Raw genomic sequence first — 17,203 nt, 5'->3', positions numbered from 1 at the left:
GGCATCGACACCTGAATCCGATCTCTGACTAACGAGGGATACAACCGCAGATGAACGAGATGGACACAGAATAAGAATGGATGGTGGCATCCAGGTTGTCTGAATTGGCAAAACCCCCATGAGAATCTCTCCGATAATCAAAATTGGGACCTCCTTATCTGCGTTCATCCCGTCCATCTGCGGTTGAAAAATTTTCTGATGTCGACGCCCAGCAAAGATCCTTTCGCGACCTTGGCGTCCTTCTGTAAAACCTGCCTTTCAATTCTCCGCAGAAGATCGCGAAGGCCGCGAAGGAGCAACGGAGCGGGGACATTCTTGTCCCCATCCTTCTCACCCAAGGGGGCAAGAATGCCCCCTCTCCTTTCCTTGGCGTCTTGACGTTTCTATCTTCTGAGCCTTGCCCTCCCCACCGCGCCACTTGCCAAATCCCGATCCGCCGCTCACCTTCCGCCCGTGCCGAAGACGGCGCATGACCCCACCCCCTGGCTGAATCGGGCTTCCCGCCAGCCAGATTTCGCGCAGCGCCTGGAGCAAGTCTCCGCAGGCGACGGCCCCATCGTGTTTGATCACGTCAGCGAAGCCGCCACCGCCTACCTCATCGCCGTCATCCGCCGCACCCTCACCCGCCGCAAGCGCGTCTGGATCAGCGCGGGTTCGCCGAAACTCCGCGAGCGACTCGCCGTCGAGCTCGAGCTGTGGAATGTCGACTCGCTCATCCTCTCCGAGCCTCCTTTGGAAACCGACGGCGAGCTCACCGATGCCGAAGGCGCCGCCGCCCGCATCGACACCCTTGATTACGCGGCCGAAGCCAAGTCCTTCACCATCCTCACCCACCCCGCCGCTTTTTCCGATCCCGCCCCCTCGCCGGCCACCCTCAGCTCCGGGCGCATCGTTCTCAGCCCGGGAAAAACCTGCGACCCCGAAAAACTCGCCGCCCAACTCGCCGAGCACGGCTACGATCGTTCCCACCTTGTCCAAGGCCGCGGACAGTTCGCCGTGCGCGGCGGCATCCTCGATGTTTTTCCCTGGCAAGGCGCCGCCCCCTTCCGCATCGAGTTCTTCGATACCGACGTCGAGTCCATCCGCGAGTTTGACGTCGATTCCCAGGCATCCACCCGCAAGGTCCCCAAAGCCGACCTTCTGTTAGGCGACCCGGGAAACGACGCCACTGTCGAAGCCTATCGGCAAAAGAGCGACCTCGTCATCGCCATCGGTGAAAGCGACGAACTCACGCCGGACCTCCTCATCACCGAGAACGCCGCCGACGCCTCCGGCGAAGAAGACTTTTCCACCGCCTGCTTCGCCAATCCCCTCGGCCATTTCGAAGCCGGCGACTTCGTCCTCGAACAATCCCGCCGCGATCACTTCTTCCGCCAACTCGCCGACTGGAACCACGACGACTGGCAAGTCGGCATCGTCTTCGCCAACAAAGGCGAACAGGAACGCTTCACCGAACTCGCCGGTGAGTCCTCCCACTTCGTCGCCCTGCGCGGCGAGTTGATGGAAAGCTTCACCATCCCCGCCGCCAAGCTCGCCCTCATTTCCTCCAGCGAGATCTTCGGCCGCTACCGGAATCCCGCCGCCACCCGACGCAGCCGGCTCGACCGCCAACGCATCGCCACCGCCCGCGCCTCGCTCGATGACATTTCCGAAGGCGACCTCGTCGTCCACTCCGAATACGGCATCGGCCGCTTCGTCGGCATCGAGCAAGGCGACGACGACGAGCACATCAGCATCGAATATCGCGACGGCGGCCTGCTCTCCGTCCCCATCGACCAAGCCCACCTGATCGGCAAATACGTCGGCCTCGGCGGCAAAGCCCCGATCCTTTCCAAACTCGGCGGCACCGCCTGGAAAAACGTCCGCAAGACCGCCGAGAAGACCATTCTCGACTACGCCGCCGTGATGCTCCGCATCCAGGCCGAGCGACAGTCCGTCCCCGGCTTCGCCCACCCGCCCGACTCGCGCTGGATGTGGGAATTCGAAAACTCCTTCCATTTCACCGAGACCGCCGACCAGCGCCGCGCCATCGAGGAAGCCAAGCGCGACATGGAATCGCCGCGCCCGATGGACCGCCTCGTCTGCGGCGACGTTGGCTTCGGGAAAACCGAAGTCGCCATCCGCGCCGCCTTCAAGGCCGTCACCGGCGGCAAACAGGTCGCCCTGCTCTGCCCCACCACCGTGCTCGCCGAGCAGCACTGGCGGACCTTCCGCGAGCGGATGTCCGACTACCCGATCCGCATCGACCTGCTCAACCGCTTCCGCACCCCCGCCGAGATCCGCAGCACGCTCAAAGGCCTCGCCGATGGCTCCGTCGACATCGTCATCGGCACCCACCGGCTCATCTCCGGCGACGTCGCCTACAAGGACCTCGGCCTCGCCGTCGTCGATGAAGAGCAGCGCTTCGGCGTGAAGCATAAGGAGAAGTTCAAGGAGCTCTTCCGCCAGATCGACGTTCTAACACTATCTGCCACCCCCATCCCGCGCACCCTCTACATGGCCCTCATGGGCGCGCGCGACATGTCGACCATCGACACCCCGCCACCCAACCGCGTCCCCGTCCACACCTCAGTCACCCCCTACGACGAACGCATCATCCGCGATGCGATCCAGCACGAGATGAAGCGCGGCGGTCAGGTCTTTTTCCTCCACAACCGCGTCAAATCCATCGAGATGATGCGCAACAAGCTCAGCGAGCTCGTCCCCGATGCCCGCATCCTCGTCGGCCACGGCCAGATGGACAAGGACGAGCTCGAAGTCGTGATGCGCATGTTCGTCCATGGTGAAGCCGACATCCTTCTCGCCACCACCATCATCGAGACCGGCATCGACATTCCGAACGCCAATACCATCCTCATCGACCGCGCCGACCGCTTCGGCCTCGCCGATCTCTATCAGCTTCGTGGCCGCGTCGGCCGTGCCGGAGAAAAAGCCTACGCCGTCCTGCTCCTTCCCCGCGACCAGGCCACCGCCGGCGACGCCCGCAAGCGCATCCACGCCATCAAGCAGTACACCGCCCTCGGTTCCGGCTTCAAGATCGCCATGCGCGACCTCGAAATCCGTGGTGCCGGCAACCTGTTAGGCACCAAGCAATCCGGCCAGATCGCCGCCGTCGGCTTCGACCTCTACTGCCAGCTCCTCCGCCAAAGTGTCGACCGCCTCCAGGGCAAGACTCCCAAACAACGCGTCGAGACCACCTTCCGCAGCGACTTCGTCGCCTTCTCGGAGAACGAATTCTCAAGAGGCAGCGCAGACGTCGAAATGCTAGCCGCCTACATGCCCAGCGACTGGCTTGCGGAGACCCGCCTGCGCATCTCCGCCTACCGCGAGCTCGCCGAGACGCTGACCGTCGAGGACCTCGACAAACTCGCCGCCAGCTGGGCCGACCGTTTCGGCAAACTCCCCCAGCCCGCCGCCAACCTTGTGGACGTCACCCGCCTGCGCCTCATCGCCGGCGCCAAGGGCGTTTCCTCCATCGAGATCAAAGGCCAGCGCCTCATGCTCCAGCGCAACGGCGACTACATCATGTTAGAAGGTCGCCGCTTTCCCCGTCTCGCCAGCGAAAAGCCCGACGAAAAACTCGCCGAGTCCATCGCCATGCTCGAGTCGCTGTAAAGCTTCCCAGGCCTCCACCGCCGACACGACTGGCCGCCCTCCTGACCTTCACAAGTTCATCCATCAACCGTTTCCACAAATTCTTGCATCGACGCGCATCCGTGTGAAGGTGGGAGATCCATGAACGCATTGATTATTGTCGCAGACCTCGGCCGCATGAAGAGCTATCGCATCACCCGTGACGACCTCGATCCAACGACCTCTCCCGCCTTTACCGACATCGCCGATGTCGACCTGGCCAACCAGCACAGCAAGGTTTCCGATCGAGTGACCGACAAGGCGGGCCGCTTTGATTACGGCCCGGGGAGCCAATCGGTTGGAGAACGTCAGTCCGAACAGGACGAAGCGGAAACCCGGCAACTCCACAGCATGGCCGAAGCGATCAACCGCACCGCCGGATCCGGCAACGAGGACATCTACCTTGCGGCGCCTAAGGAAATCATTGCCAAGCTCGTCAACTCGCTGACCGCCGGCGTGGGCAAACGCATCCGCAACAAGCTTCCCCTCAACCTCGTGAAATCTCCCAAGCTCGAATTGCTCGATCGCTTCGGCATCAGCTAGGCGCTGGCCACTCACACCGCCGCAGATCGACTTCCGACTTCCGACTTCCGACTTCCGCGGCTACGCTCCCCCGTGCTCCAACGCTTCCTCGACCCCAAACTACCCTCGCTGAAAATCTGCGGCATCACCCTGCCTGCCGACGCAGAGCGTCTGGCCGTCATGGAGATTGATGCTCTTGGAGCCAACTTTTGGCCGAAATCGAAGCGCTTTCTCAACCCCGCCGAAGCCGACTTTCTCAAAGCGCTTGCCGGCAGGATCCTGCGCGTCGGCGTCTTCGTGAACGCCGGCCCGGATCATCCGCGCGAACTCATCGAGCGCGGCCTCATCGACGTCGTCCAACTCCATGGCGACGAATCCCGTGAGGAATCCCAAGCCTACCTCGACGACAAGATCCCCGTCATCAAAGCCCTCGGCATCCGCAACGATGACGACCTCAAAGCCGCCGCCGACTTCCCCGCCGACGCCCTCCTGTTAGACGCCCACGCCCCAGGTCTCTATGGCGGCACCGGCCAGACCATCGACTGGCTCGCCGCCGCCGACTTCATCAAGTCGCACCCCACTCTTTCGATCATCCTCGCCGGCGGCATCGTCCCCGAGAACGCCGCCGAAGCCCTGGCCACCGTCCACCCCGCCGCGCTTGATACGGCATCGGGTTCCGAGTCGGCACCGGGGATCAAGGATTTCGAAAAAGTCGCAGCTCTAAAGAAGGCGACAGCTTAGACTGACAGTCGGGACTGGGATATTTCGACCCAGCCACTGCCACCCGCGCCGGAGGGAGTGAATGGACCCACCAACCGCTTTTCGCGCCGGTGGCGCTTCAGATAATAGCGCGGGGTAAGACCGCGAGCGGGTGCCACCTCGGGTACCCCCCTCAAATCCCCGCACCCCGGAGGGGTGCCAGAAAACGGCGGATCTCCTCCCTCAACTCCCGCCCCCCTCGCGACAACCAAGCCTGCACTCAATCCGCATCCGACCTTTGCTCAGATCTCCCAATCAGGCCGCAAAGCTACCAATTGGATGCAAATGGATCTAATTGGATGGAATTGGAGCCATCATCCCCTCATGCAAATTCCGATCTCGCCTGAGATTCACCCAACGAACGAGATGCTGGCCGACCACCATACCACCCCTAACGCAAACCTCTTGCATCTGCACCCTGCCTGCGTGAAGTTCCGGCGCGCCCATGCGAGGTTCTCCACTTATCCGCACACTCATCGTCCTGATCACCTTGCTGGTGGCAGGGATCGGTTTGAGCGCCCTTGGATCGCACCGTTCAGTCGACGAGGGAAACCAAGCCACGACGCCATTGGCGCCTGAAGCCGACCCGACGAGCGTCACCTCCCCCTTTGTCCTGACGCTTTCAGCCCCTGCTCAATCGGTCGCCGTCGAAAGCCTCGGCCAGACCTACAGCTACGACTCCAGTTCTCAGACCATCTCCGGCAGCCTCCCCGTCGAACTCGGCCACCCGACTCTATTCATCGACATCGAATGGGCCGATCCCCAACCGTCCCCGCGCTTCGCCAAGCTCGTCCTCGAGCCCGCCGGTTTCGCGACCCAGACCAAAATCTTCGACGCCACCGGTGCCATTTCCGACGTCTGGGAACTCCACCTTCACCATCACGATCATGAGTGAGCCGCACCACGATTGCTGCGAGCACCACGACCACCATCACGAATTGGTGATCGAAAACCTCTGCGTCCACTATCGCAACATCGTCGCGCTCGATAAGATCAACTTTGCCACCTCCTGCGGCAACCGCGTCGCACTTATCGGTGCGAATGGCGCCGGCAAGTCGACCTTGATCAAAGCCATCGCCGGACTCGTCCCGCGATCCTCCGGGAGCATCATGTGGCGTCGAACGACGGTGAAAAAATGGTCGCGCGAGTTTGCCTATCTTCCCCAGCGCGAGGAAGTCGACTGGTCGTTCCCGATCACGGTTCGAGGCCTCGTCGAAATGGGGCGCTATCCTCAGACCGGCATGTTCGCCCGCTTTTCAAAGAGCGATCATGATGCCGTCGACGCCGCCCTCGAAACCCTTGACCTCGTCGACCTTCAGAACCGTCAGATCCGTGAGCTCTCCGGCGGCCAGCAGCAACGCAGCTTCCTCGCCCGCGCCATTGCCCAGGAAGCCCACGTGCTGCTCCTCGACGAACCTTTCACCGGCCTCGACCGGCGCGCCTCCACCCAACTGGCAGAGCTGTTAGAACGTCTCGCCCAGGAGGGCCGGCTCGTCATCGCCTCCCATCACGACCTCAACAGTGCCCCCAGTCTTTTCGACGAAGCCCTGCTTCTCGCCACCCACCAGATCGCCTTCGGCCCCGCCAAGGAAATCCTTTCGGAAACGAACCTCAACACGACCTTCGCATGAATTTTGAGTGTCGAGACGTCTGCACGGAGCTTCCGGCCTTTGGGGGTCAGGATTCAGGGGGCAGGCGTCAGCTAAAAAAAGACGCTGCCGCGTTACCAATTGCCTTTCTGTCTTTCTAACCCCCGCCCCCTGAATCCTGTACCCCAAAGCCGCTAACTACTGCCCCGCCTTACCGCACCCTGAGCCCCCATTGCCTTTTGCTTCTGCCTTTCTGACACCTGCCCCCTGAATCCTGACCCCAAAAAGCCGCTAACCACTCACCCACCTCACCGCACCTCCCGCCCCCCAAACCACCCCAACAACGTGGACTTAATCTCCAACCCCTTCTTCCAACGCGCTCTCGTCGCCGCGCTGATCATTGGTTTCACCAATGGCTTCTTCAGCGGCTTTGTCGTCCTGCGGAGAAATGCGCTTTCGGTCAGCGCACTGTCCCACACCATGCTTCCCGGCATCACGCTTGGCATCGTCGTGGCCGGGTCCCTCACCCAGGTCAGTGCGTTTCTCGGGGCGCTCTTTGCCGCTCTGATTGTCGGACTTGGCTCCGTCGCCGTCGCCCGTGGAAACCGCATTTCCCAGGGCACCGCGCTCGCCGTCATCTACACCTCCGCCTTTGCCGCCGGCGTCGCCATCCTTCCCCGTCTTGATACCCGCCAGGAACTCGAGCACTGGCTCTTTGGCGACATTCTCGCCGTCGGTCAATCCGACCTATGGGTCACCTTCGGCATCGGAGCCGTCACTCTGTTAGTCGCCAACCTCCTGATGCGGCCGATCCTTCTAACACTTTTCGAGCCCAACGTCGCCGCCGCGCAAGGGGTCCCCGTACGATCAATGCAGTACTTGGTTTTCGGAATGCTGGTCCTCTCCCTCGTCGCTTCCCTGCAAGCCGTCGGCTGCGTCCTTTCCGTCGGACTGCTCGTAGCTCCTGCGGCAACCATTTCCCTGCTTACCGACAGAACCTCCGCGCTCTTCTGGGGTGGTGGCCTGCTGGGAGCGGCTGGAGCAGTCGGCGGAGTGCTGCTTTCCTCCACGCTGAATCTCAGCGCCGGCCCCACGATCGTGATGCTCCTCGGCGCACTGTTTTTGGTCGCCTGGTTGTTCGGGCCGAAATACGGACTTTTCGCGAAAAGCGCGCCAAAATCCCACTGATCAGGCTATTTTGATGCCTGAGGAGGATTTGCCGACAAACTAAATGTCGCATTCCATCAACAGCGCATGTTGGACTCCGACCCCATGACCGATTAAAACGGGGCCCCATGAGTTACTTCCCAGACGTTCCGAAGATCAAATACGAAGGTCCTAGTTCCAAAAACCCTCTCGCCTTCAAGCACTACAATCCTGACGAGGTCGTCGAGGGCAAGACGATGCGCGAGCACATGCGATTCGGCGCAGCGTATTGGCACTGCATGCGCGGTGGGCTTTCCGATCCATTCGGTGGTCCGACCGCCCAGATGCCTTGGGACGACATGAGCGATTGCATCGACAACGCCAAGAAGCGTGCCGACGTGTTCTTCGAGTTCCTCGAAAAAATCGACATCGACTACTACTGCTTCCACGACCGCGACATCGCTCCCGAGCTCAACGACCTCGCGAAATCCACTGCCGCTCTTGAGGCCGTTGTCGATCACCTCGGAGGCCTTCAGAAATCCAGCGGTCGCAAACTTCTTTGGGGCACCGCCTGTCTCTTCTCGCACCCCCGCTATTCGCAAGGTGCCGGCACCTCTCCCGACGCCCGCGTCTTCGCCTACGGTGCCGCGCAGATCAAGGCAGCGATGGATGCCACGCACAAACTCGGTGGTGAAGGTTACACCTTCTGGGGAGGCCGCGAAGGTTACGCCACGCTTCTCAATACCGACATGAAGCGCGAACTCGATCACCTCGCCGCGCTGCTTCACATGGCCGTCGAGTACAAGAAAGCCATCGGCTACACCGGTCAGTTCTACATCGAACCCAAGCCGCGCGAACCCTCGACACACCAGTACGACTCGGACTCCGCCGCGTGTTTGAACTTCCTGCGCGAGTATGGACTGATGGATCACTTCAAGCTGAACATCGAAACCAACCACGCGACGCTTGCCGGTCATACCATGCAGCATGAGCTCGCGGTGGCGATCGGGTCGAATGCGCTCGGTTCGATCGATGCCAACCAAGGCGACACGCTCCTCGGCTGGGACACCGACCAATTCCCCTCCGACCTCTACGGCACCACGCAGGTGATGCTCAAGGTGCTCGAAATGGGCGGATTCACCACCGGTGGTCTGAACTTCGATGCCAAGCGTCGTCGCGAATCCCACGAGCCGATCGATCTTTTCCACGCCCACATCGGCGGCATGGACGCCTTCGCCCGCGGCCTCAAGAGCGCGGCCGCGATCCGCGCCGACGGCCGGATCGACGAGTTCGTCAAGAACCGCTACTCGACGTGGGACAGCGGCATCGGCGCCGTCATCGAGGGCGGCACCGACCTCAAGACCCTCAGCGATTGGGCGCTCAAAAACGGTGAACCTGTGGTCGCATCGGGCCGTCAGGAACTGCTTGAGAACATCCTCAACGAATTCATCTGATCGAACGATCACCTTCCCATGGGCCGCCCTGTCCTCCACGGACTCGGCGGCCCGTTTTGCATGCTGAAAAAAGTTGGTCCGGGAGCTTTAGCTCGTTCGTTGAGCCGCTACACTTCCGGCATGTCGACCGCGCTTCTCGTCTTCCTTGGAGGTGGCCTTGGTGCAGTCTCCCGCTGGGGCCTTGCTGCGAGTGTTCAGTCCTTGGCGGATAAGACCGCCCTCAAGGATTTCCCCTGGGGGATTCTCGCCTGCAATCTCTTCGGCTGCTACCTGGTCGGCACGCTCTTTGGAGCCTTCGCGCATCGCGAGCATCCCGCATGGCTCTTCCCGCTCGCTGTCACGGGATTCCTCGGCGGTTTCACGACCTTTTCCGCCTTCGGAAACGATACCCGACAACTCTTCTTCGAAGGCTTCAGCGCCCTGGCCTTCACCAACGTCCTCGTCTCCACCATCGGCGGCATCGCCCTCGTTTTCCTCGGCTACAAGATCGCCGCCAGCATCGCATCCTGACTCTTCGTTTTGACATTGGTGCCTGATCATCGAAAATCCCTATCGTGCGCTCCTTCCATCATCACGACTTCTCCGGCCTCGACGCACTCGTTTCCGAAAAGGAAACCGCCGGCCTAACAGTCTCCCTCTGCATCCCCACACTGAACGAAGAAGGCACCATTGCCCGCATCGTGGAAAACATTCGTCACAGCCTGGTCGACACCCATCACCTGCTTGACGAGCTGGTGGTCATCGACTCCGGCTCCACCGATCGCACCCGCGCGCTCGCCGCCGAAGCAGGTGCCGAAGTCATCGAAGCTGCCGACATCCTGCCCTTTCAGGGAAAGCGCATGGGCAAAGGTGAGAACCTCTGGAAAGCCGTGCACCACTGCCGCGGTGACATCATCTGCTTCGTCGATGGAGACATCGGCAACATCCATCCACGCTTTGTCTACGGCACCGTCGGCCCGCTGGTCCGCCATGCCGAGCTCGGCTACGTCAAAGGCTTCTACGAGCGTCCCCTGCTCGCCACCGAAGGTGTCGACCCCCGTGGCGGAGGACGAGTCACTGAGATTCTCGTGCGCCCGCTCTTCGCGCGCTTCTGCCCCGACCTAACAGCTCTTCACCAGCCGCTCGCTGGCGAGTATGCCGCACGCCGCTCGGTTCTCGAAGCCATCCCCTTCCCGACCGGCTACGGCGTGGAGACCGCCCATCTCATTGACGTCTGGCGTCTGCACGGCATCGAGGCCATCGCCCAGACCGATCTTGACGAACGCATCCACCGCAACCGCTCGCTCGCCGACCTCGGCCGCATGTCCGGTGAAATTCTCGATGCCTTCTTTTCCCGCCTGCCGAATGCCTCGCTCAGCAGCACCGAGCGACCGCCGATGAATTCTCTCTCCGAGTATCGCGAACGCTTCCCGGCGAGTGCCCAACCGGTCAAAAGAAACGCATGAGCGAGCCTGTTGTCAGAACCCTGAGGAAAAACGAGTACCGGGCCGCCACCCGCCTCCTGGCTTTCCTCAACCCCGAGTGCAGCCGCGAGGTGCTGTTAGAGCGCTTCGACACGATCATCGCCGAGCATCCTCACTACCATCCGCTCGGAGTTTTCAAAGGTGATGAGATGCTCGCCTTTGCCGGTGCCTGGATCTCCACCAAGATCTGGTGTGGCCGCTATCTCGAAGTCGACAACATTGTCGTCCACCCTGACCACCGCTCCAGCGGACTGGGAACCCTGCTCATCAAACACTGTGAGCATCTTGCTACGGAAAAAGGCTGCAATATTCTGGCGCTCGACAGCTACACCTCGAATCACCCATCCCACCGTCTCTACCATCGTCTTGGTTTCGAAATCTGGGGATTCCATTTCGTCAAACAGATCGCCTCCCTTCAACGCTGATCCGCCATGAACCATCCCCCCGTCGCCATCGTCCACTACCACCTGCGTCGGGGTGGCGTCACGAGAGTGATCGAAACGGCATCTGCCTGCCTCACCAAAGCCGGCATCCCGCACGTGATCCTCTGCGGATCCCCGCCCGACAAAAAGGGCAAGCTTCCCATTAAGGTCGTCGAGGACCTCGGGTACGACGACGAGCGCAGCGGCAACACCTCCGGCATCAAGATCGTTCATGCGCTGCGCGCGGCCGTTAGGGAGAGCTTCGGATCGGGAAAGGTGATCTGGCACCTCCACAACCATTCGATCGGAAAAAACCGGGCTCTCCCTGACGCTGCGGGGATCCTCGCCGAATCCGGCGATGCCATGATTCTCCAGTACCACGATTTTGCTGAGGACGGTCGACCTGGAGCCTACCCAAAACTTGCCGATTCCGAATCGCTCTACCCTTTTGCCCCGCAGATCATCCACACCTTCATCAACTCGCGGGACCGTCAGTTCCTCATCAATGCCGGTCTTCCGGCGAGTCATGGTTTCCTCCACCCCAATGCGATCACTCCGCCGGCCAAGGTCAAAGTGCTTCCACGCCGTCCCGACCACCCGCTTGTTCTTTATCCGGTCCGAGGCATTCGCCGAAAGAACCTTGGCGAACTTTTTCTGCTCGCCGCACTCGCGCCAAAGGGCACGCGTTTCGCGGTCAGCCTGAAGCCCGACAACAAACGCTGGATCCCCGTTCATGACGAATGGACTGCCTTCGCCAGCGATACCGAATTGCCGGTCATGCTGGATGCCGTGGGCAGGGTCTCACCCGCGCCGGGAGCGCCGAAGACTTTCGCCTCGTGGGTCCGTCACGCCACTCATTTCATCAGCACCGCGGTTGCTGAAGGTTTTGGTCTCGGGTTTCTCGAACCCGCAACAATCGGCAAACCTCTCTTCGGACGAAATCTTCCGATGGTGACCGACGACTTCGCCGCCGAAGGCATTCATCCGGGCCGACTCTACGATCGCCTGTTGGTGCCGGAATCCTGGGTCGGGCTCGAGACCCTCCGCCAGAGCCTTATTCGCAGCATGCGCGCAACTCTCGAATCCTACGGCCACCCGATGTCGAACCAGCATCTTGAGAGCTCATTTGTCGCGATGAGACACCATGGCTATCTCGACTTCGGAAACCTTCCGGAGGATCTCCAGCGACAGGTCATTCATCGTCTGCTCGTCGGAAACGAGGATGATCAGATCCTGGCGCAGAGCGGCGATTCCACCCAATGCCTCGTCGAGTGGCTCGCCGAATCCCTCGCCATCACCCAGCCGGGTGTTAGATCCGATCAGCTGGGACCTTACAGCACCAAAGCGTACGCCGAGCGCCTGAAAGAACTGTATGCCCGGGCTTCCGGCGCGACTCCGGAGACTCCCGGCCATCTTCTCAAGCACAAGGTTCTTGGCGAGTTCCTTAAACCCGGATCCTTTCACTTCCTGCGCACGTGAAGGCGGTTCTTTTCGACGTCTACGAAACGCTGCTCACCGGGCATCGATGCCGGGATCTCGATGGCCCCCTTCGAGAGGTTGCCGCGAAGTTCGGAGTGAGCTTTCCTTCCGATCAGTCGCTGGCAGATCGGCTCGAGCAGGAGATCCGAAGCGAGCATCAACGCTCGAATCATTCTTACCCCGAAGTCGATATCCGCGAGGTCTGGAAACGGATCTTTCCCGGCCTTTTCGATGCCGACGCGTTTGCTCTCGCTGCCGAGGAAGCGGTTCACCCGGTGACACTCATTCCCGGAATGGCGGAACGCATCCTCAAGTTCCGGGCAGACGGCCTGAAACTCGGGATCATCTCAAATGCCCAGGCCTATACCCGAACCCTTCTCGAGAGGCACCTCGGAGAGGCCTGGCAGTGTTTTGACAACGAGCTCCTCTTCTTCTCCTATGAGCATCGTACTTCGAAGCCGGGACATGACTTGTTTCAGTTGGCGATCGATCAACTCAGCAAGTGTGGAATATCACCGCATGAGATTCTGATGATTGGCGATTCGATGAAGAACGACATCGAACCCGCGCGGGGTTTGGGGATGAAGGCTCGGCAAGCGCCCCTTTAAAATCCATCGACATCGCCACCGCACTCGCTTTTCTTCAGACAAAATCAGAGATCAGCCGCTTTCTTGCAAATGCCTTTCCAGATGCTGTTTTCAGATATCGCTCGAACTCGCGTGCTTCTCCTTCGTTTGCGAAGCCACCGTACCATATAAGTTTCCAGGGCTTCGAATCCTTCGTCGTTAGGTTCTTACCTGAATTATGATCCCTGATCCTTCGGCGAAGATTGTCCGTGCTCCCATAATAGAACTTAGAGTAATCCATTTCTGACCTGATGATGTATGCGTAGAACATTTGAATCTCCTCCCAGCCTGAGCGCCTGCCCTACTTCGCCAAGAGAAAATCGAGGTGGCTCCTTTGCACCGATGTCCAAGTTATGATTGGAGTTCCGAGGCGATTCATACGGCTACGAAGGGCATTCTTCGCTTTCGCCTTCGATTCTTCGGGTCAGATCGGTTTCAAATTACCGTGGGGATGGCCTGCCATTCGTAGCTTTCCCGAAGGCGATTCGGTCGAACCAAACGATCGAATGCTTCCTTGCGATTGACCCACTCTCCCAGCCTGAGCGCCTGCCCTACTTCGCCAAGAGAAAATCGAGGTGGCTCCTTTGCACCGATGTCCAAGTTATGATTGGAGTTCCGAGGCGATTCATACGGCTACGAAGGGCATTCTTCGCTTTCGCCTTCGATTCTTCGGGCCAGATCGGTTTCAAATTACCGTGGGGATGGCCTGCCATTCGTAGCTTTCCCGAAGGCGATTCGGTCGAACCAAACGATCGAATGCTTCCTTGCGATTGACCCACTCTCCCAGCCTGAGCGCCTGCCCTACTTCGCCAAGAGGGAATCGAGGTGGCTCCTTTGCACCGATGTCCAAGTTATGATTGGAGTTCCGAGGCGATTCATACGGCTACGAAGGGCATTCTTCGCTTTCGCCTTCGATTCTTCGGGCCAGATCGGTTTCAAGTTACCGCGGGGATGGCCTGCCATTCGTAGCTTTCCCGAAGGCGATTCGGTCGAACCGAACGATCGAATGCTCCCTTGCGATTGACCCACTCTCCCAGCCTGAGCGCCTGCCCTACTTCGCCAAGAGAAAATCGAGGTGGCTCCTTTGCACGGATGTCCAAGTTATGATTGGATTTCCGAGGCGATTCATACGGCTACGAAGGGCATTCTTCGTTTTCGCCTTCGATTCTTCGGGCCAGATCGGTTTCAAGTTACCGCGGGGATGGCCTGCCATTCGTAGCTTTCCCGAAGGCGAAAGCGAAGAATGGCGGAGCGGACGGGACTCGAACCCGCGACCTCTGCCGTGACAGGGCAGCGTTCTAACCAACTGAACTACCGCTCCAAGGTAGTTGCGCCTCGCGGCGTGCGCGGACGCTATGAGCCAACCGACCTGCGTGCAACACCATTTTTGAGAAAAATTAACATTTCTTCGCTTCTCTCAGAATGGCCTCGCCCGATGCCTCTTCATCCCAGCGCTTCGACCGCTTTTTCAAGGGATTCCAAGTCTTCAACACTGTGAACCACCACGTCCTTGGCAATCTTCGAAACGAGTCCGGCAATCACTTTTCCCGGGCCAAGTTCGATGAATGTCCGATGCCCCTGCGAAACCAGCAACTCAATCGACTCCGTCCAACGCACCGAACCCGTAACCTGCTTCTCAAGCATGCTGCGAATCTCCGCCGGATCCTCGACGAGTGATGCACCAAAGTTGCAAACCACCGGCAGCTGGGGTGCCTGCATCTCGGCTTCCGCGAGTTCCGCCGACAGCTTGTCCTGCGCACTCTGCATCAGACGACTGTGATAGGCTCCCGCTACATTGAGTTTTACGGCTCTGCGGATTCCACTGTCGCGAGCCTTCGCCACTGCGGTATCGATCCCGGCTTCTGAACCTGATAGCACGATCTGCCCAGGGGCATTCAAGTTGGCTACATCGATGTCGCACTCGCTGGCCAGGGATCTAACCGCAGCTTCATCGCCTCCGATCATCGCGGCCATCGATCCGGTCGTCGCTTCACAGGCTTCCTCCATAAACTCTCCACGACGGGCAACGAGCTTGAGGCCATCGACCCGCGAAAAGGTGCCTGCGGCGGCATGCGCAGTGAATTCACCAAGCGACAATCCTGCTGCCGCCACCGGTGTGAGATTCGGCAATCTCTCCTGAAGCAAAGCCGCGGCCACCAATCCGTGAAGATAGAGAGCAGGCTGGCAACGCGAGGTCCGGGTGAGTTCGTCGTCCGGTCCCTCAAACATCACCTGGCTCAGCGACATGCCCAGGGCGTCATCCGCTTCGGCAAACATCGCTCTGGCTGTTTCGGAAGCTTCATGGAAGTCCTTGCCCATGCCCACTTTCTGGGCGCCCTGTCCGGAGAATAGAAAAACAACATCACTCATAGCGGCCCTCACGTAGACAGGCCCACCCACTCGGATCAAGCCCTACCCGTAGCGGGGTCCGCTGACCATTTTCATGCCACTATTGCCATGGATTTCCTCTCGGCATGCTCGCACCGGCCTTTCAAGCTGTCCCTTCCATCGTGCCACTCCAGGAATTCACACTCAAACTCGATCCCTCCAGCATGCCGGAGAAGGTCTCCGATCTCATCGATGAGGCCGACAAGCGCGACGCTGCGTTTTATGAGGCCGGCCTCGGGAAAAAATACTCCCGCTACGTCCCGAGCGATCCCACCGTCGTCCACGCTGCGATGGCCTACCTCCAGCAGGAAAACATGCTGCGTGGAAACACCTTCTGCGAATGGGGTTGCGGATTTGGCGTTGCTGCATCGATCGCCGCCATCCTCGGCTTCGAGTCCTACGGCATCGAATTTGTTCCGGAACTCGCTGATCTCGCCTCTCAACTCGCCGAGGACTTCGAGCTCAAAGTCGAGATCCTCAACATCGACTACCTCCCCGATGGTTTCGACGACTGCGAAGGTGTAGGCGGAAAAGACCTCGTTCCCCCCGATCCGCCAAGCGATCCCGACGTGTTCGTCCCCCACCCGGAATACGACGGGCTTGATCCGAGCGAAGTGGATCTCTTCTACGTTTTCCCCTGGCCTGGCGAAGAACGCCTCATGATGGACCTCTTCGAGGCCATCGCCACCGAGGGCGCCATCCTGCTTATCTACTTGGGAGACGGCGAAATCGCAGCCTATTTGAAGGACGAGGACTGAGATCCTACCGGGGTGCTTCCTCGATACGGCCGAGTGAGTCGTCGATTTCCCAAACTTCTATTTTTTGTCTACAATCTTCTTTTTTGAAGTTGACTCTACGCATCGCTGAGCCAGCATTTCGACGAGCCTAGCAAATTGTCGACAGCCTACCTTTCAAAACTGAGGGGGTGGAAGCCGATCGTGATGCGTCCATGCTCGATAGAACGAAAAACCAACTCACCTAAAATTTGTCCAATCGATGAAAATTCCAACGCTCGTAGTGGCGACTCTGGCCACAAGTCTCTCCGCAGAGGCGGCCGTCGTCACGATTACCGCCCTTGATGTTCGAGGGACCGGTGTTTTCGGTCATGACGCGAACGTTTCCTCCGTCACGATCAATGGTGCCACGCCGGGAACCCTGACGGCTGACCCGGTGAACGTCCGCTTGACTTACTCCAACTTGAATTTGGATGGAGATGCGACGGCGAATGATTCGGTGACTTTCACCCTCACTGCGGCGGGAGGCGGAGCTGCTCAAAGAATCTGGGGTCAGGGAATCGATACCGGGTTTGGCAATCTGAACGATGTGACGATGACAGTTTCCGCTGTCTCCGGAACGACCACGGATTCCGGGCAGATCATCGTGTTTGATGGCTTTACCGGAGCCAACGCGGGCACGGGGGGCGACGGTATCTTTGCCAACACCGTGCAGATCAACGGAACGACCGTCAATCTGGCCACTACGGGCAGTGGATTTCAATTTGTGGTAGCGGGAGTCGATTTTGCCCCCACGCCAGCCGTGCTATTTGACAACTCGGTAGGCACGGGTGGAAGCATTGTGGCCCGCTCCTATGACCTCCAGTTCAGCACCATTCCCGAGCCATCATCGCTCAGCCTGCTCGCCTTGGCAGGTGGCCTCCTCGCAAGTCGGCGGAAACGCTGAGTGACTCAGGGCCGATGGCTTTTCGAAAGGAAGCGCAAGTCG

At 59.8% G+C, this 17,203-nt stretch carries 16 protein-coding genes and 1 tRNA gene; 14 read left to right on the top strand and 3 right to left on the bottom strand.

Annotated elements, in window-relative coordinates:
• Positions 1-453 precede the first annotated feature (453 nt).
• From mfd to ACFQY0_RS05420, 12 genes are all read left to right on the top strand, one after another.
• Positions 454-3,615 (top strand): transcription-repair coupling factor, encoded by a 3,162-nt coding sequence (gene mfd / locus ACFQY0_RS05475; RefSeq protein WP_379710044.1) that lies wholly within the window; start codon positions 454-456, stop codon positions 3,613-3,615.
• Positions 3,616-3,735: 120 nt separating this feature from the next.
• The gene (locus ACFQY0_RS05470; RefSeq protein ID WP_379710042.1) at positions 3,736-4,176 is read left to right on the top strand and encodes a host attachment protein; all 441 of its coding nucleotides are present in this window, start codon (positions 3,736-3,738) and stop codon (positions 4,174-4,176) included.
• Between the two features lie 72 nt (positions 4,177-4,248).
• Positions 4,249-4,896 (top strand): phosphoribosylanthranilate isomerase, encoded by a 648-nt coding sequence (locus ACFQY0_RS05465; RefSeq protein ID WP_379710039.1) that lies wholly within the window; start codon positions 4,249-4,251, stop codon positions 4,894-4,896.
• Between the two features lie 463 nt (positions 4,897-5,359).
• Complete coding sequence (locus ACFQY0_RS05460) at positions 5,360-5,809, top strand: hypothetical protein (RefSeq protein WP_379710037.1); 450 nt, start codon at positions 5,360-5,362, stop codon at positions 5,807-5,809.
• The gene (locus ACFQY0_RS05455) at positions 5,802-6,545 is read left to right on the top strand and encodes a metal ABC transporter ATP-binding protein (RefSeq protein ID WP_379710035.1); all 744 of its coding nucleotides are present in this window, start codon (positions 5,802-5,804) and stop codon (positions 6,543-6,545) included. Before ACFQY0_RS05460 ends, ACFQY0_RS05455 begins: the two co-directional genes overlap by 8 nt.
• 303 nt (positions 6,546-6,848) lie before the next feature.
• Positions 6,849-7,691, top strand: a complete 843-nt coding sequence (locus ACFQY0_RS05450) for a metal ABC transporter permease (RefSeq protein WP_379710033.1) — start codon at positions 6,849-6,851, stop codon at positions 7,689-7,691.
• 107 nt (positions 7,692-7,798) lie between these two features.
• Positions 7,799-9,103 (top strand): xylose isomerase, encoded by a 1,305-nt coding sequence (gene xylA / locus ACFQY0_RS05445; protein WP_379710030.1) that lies wholly within the window; start codon positions 7,799-7,801, stop codon positions 9,101-9,103.
• 120 nt (positions 9,104-9,223) lie between these two features.
• Complete coding sequence (locus ACFQY0_RS05440) at positions 9,224-9,613, top strand: fluoride efflux transporter FluC (protein ID WP_379710028.1); 390 nt, start codon at positions 9,224-9,226, stop codon at positions 9,611-9,613.
• A gap of 44 nt (positions 9,614-9,657) precedes the next feature.
• Positions 9,658-10,548, top strand: a complete 891-nt coding sequence (locus tag ACFQY0_RS05435; RefSeq protein WP_379710026.1) for a glucosyl-3-phosphoglycerate synthase — start codon at positions 9,658-9,660, stop codon at positions 10,546-10,548.
• On the top strand, positions 10,545-10,991 hold the full coding sequence (locus ACFQY0_RS05430; RefSeq protein WP_379710024.1) for a GNAT family N-acetyltransferase: 447 nt from the start codon (positions 10,545-10,547) through the stop codon (positions 10,989-10,991). The genes ACFQY0_RS05435 and ACFQY0_RS05430 overlap by 4 nt, the downstream gene beginning before the upstream one ends.
• 6 nt (positions 10,992-10,997) lie before the next feature.
• Complete coding sequence (locus ACFQY0_RS05425) at positions 10,998-12,467, top strand: glycosyltransferase family protein (RefSeq protein WP_379710021.1); 1,470 nt, start codon at positions 10,998-11,000, stop codon at positions 12,465-12,467.
• Complete coding sequence (locus ACFQY0_RS05420; protein ID WP_379710019.1) at positions 12,464-13,075, top strand: HAD family hydrolase; 612 nt, start codon at positions 12,464-12,466, stop codon at positions 13,073-13,075. The genes ACFQY0_RS05425 and ACFQY0_RS05420 overlap by 4 nt, the downstream gene beginning before the upstream one ends.
• A gap of 34 nt (positions 13,076-13,109) precedes the next feature.
• Here ACFQY0_RS05420 and ACFQY0_RS05415 read toward each other — a convergent pair whose 3' ends face one another.
• The 3 genes from ACFQY0_RS05415 to fabD form a co-directional block, all read right to left on the bottom strand.
• Positions 13,110-13,364 carry a GIY-YIG nuclease family protein gene (locus ACFQY0_RS05415; protein WP_379710017.1) on the bottom strand — a complete coding sequence of 85 codons (255 nt, stop codon included), beginning with the start codon at positions 13,362-13,364 and terminating at the stop codon, positions 13,110-13,112.
• Between the two features lie 973 nt (positions 13,365-14,337).
• Positions 14,338-14,414: transfer RNA gene (locus ACFQY0_RS05410), tRNA-Asp, on the bottom strand.
• 122 nt (positions 14,415-14,536) lie between these two features.
• Complete coding sequence (gene fabD, locus ACFQY0_RS05405) at positions 14,537-15,463, bottom strand: ACP S-malonyltransferase (protein WP_379710015.1); 927 nt, start codon at positions 15,461-15,463, stop codon at positions 14,537-14,539.
• Positions 15,464-15,603: 140 nt separating this feature from the next.
• Between fabD and ACFQY0_RS05400 the strand changes: the two genes are divergently transcribed.
• Both ACFQY0_RS05400 and ACFQY0_RS05395 read left to right on the top strand, forming a co-directional pair.
• A complete protein-coding gene (locus tag ACFQY0_RS05400) occupies positions 15,604-16,239 on the top strand; it encodes a methyltransferase domain-containing protein (RefSeq protein WP_379710013.1) in 636 nt (211 codons plus the stop codon).
• A 238-nt stretch (positions 16,240-16,477) separates the two neighbouring features.
• The gene (locus tag ACFQY0_RS05395) at positions 16,478-17,161 is read left to right on the top strand and encodes a PEP-CTERM sorting domain-containing protein (RefSeq protein WP_379710010.1); all 684 of its coding nucleotides are present in this window, start codon (positions 16,478-16,480) and stop codon (positions 17,159-17,161) included.
• The last annotated feature ends 42 nt before the right edge of the window (positions 17,162-17,203 follow it).

Source organism: Haloferula chungangensis (assembly GCF_042664875.1).
GTDB lineage: Bacteria > Verrucomicrobiota > Verrucomicrobiia > Verrucomicrobiales > Akkermansiaceae > Haloferula > Haloferula chungangensis.
Note: the sequence above shows the minus strand (reverse complement) of the source record. Positions and strands in the feature narration are given on the sequence as shown.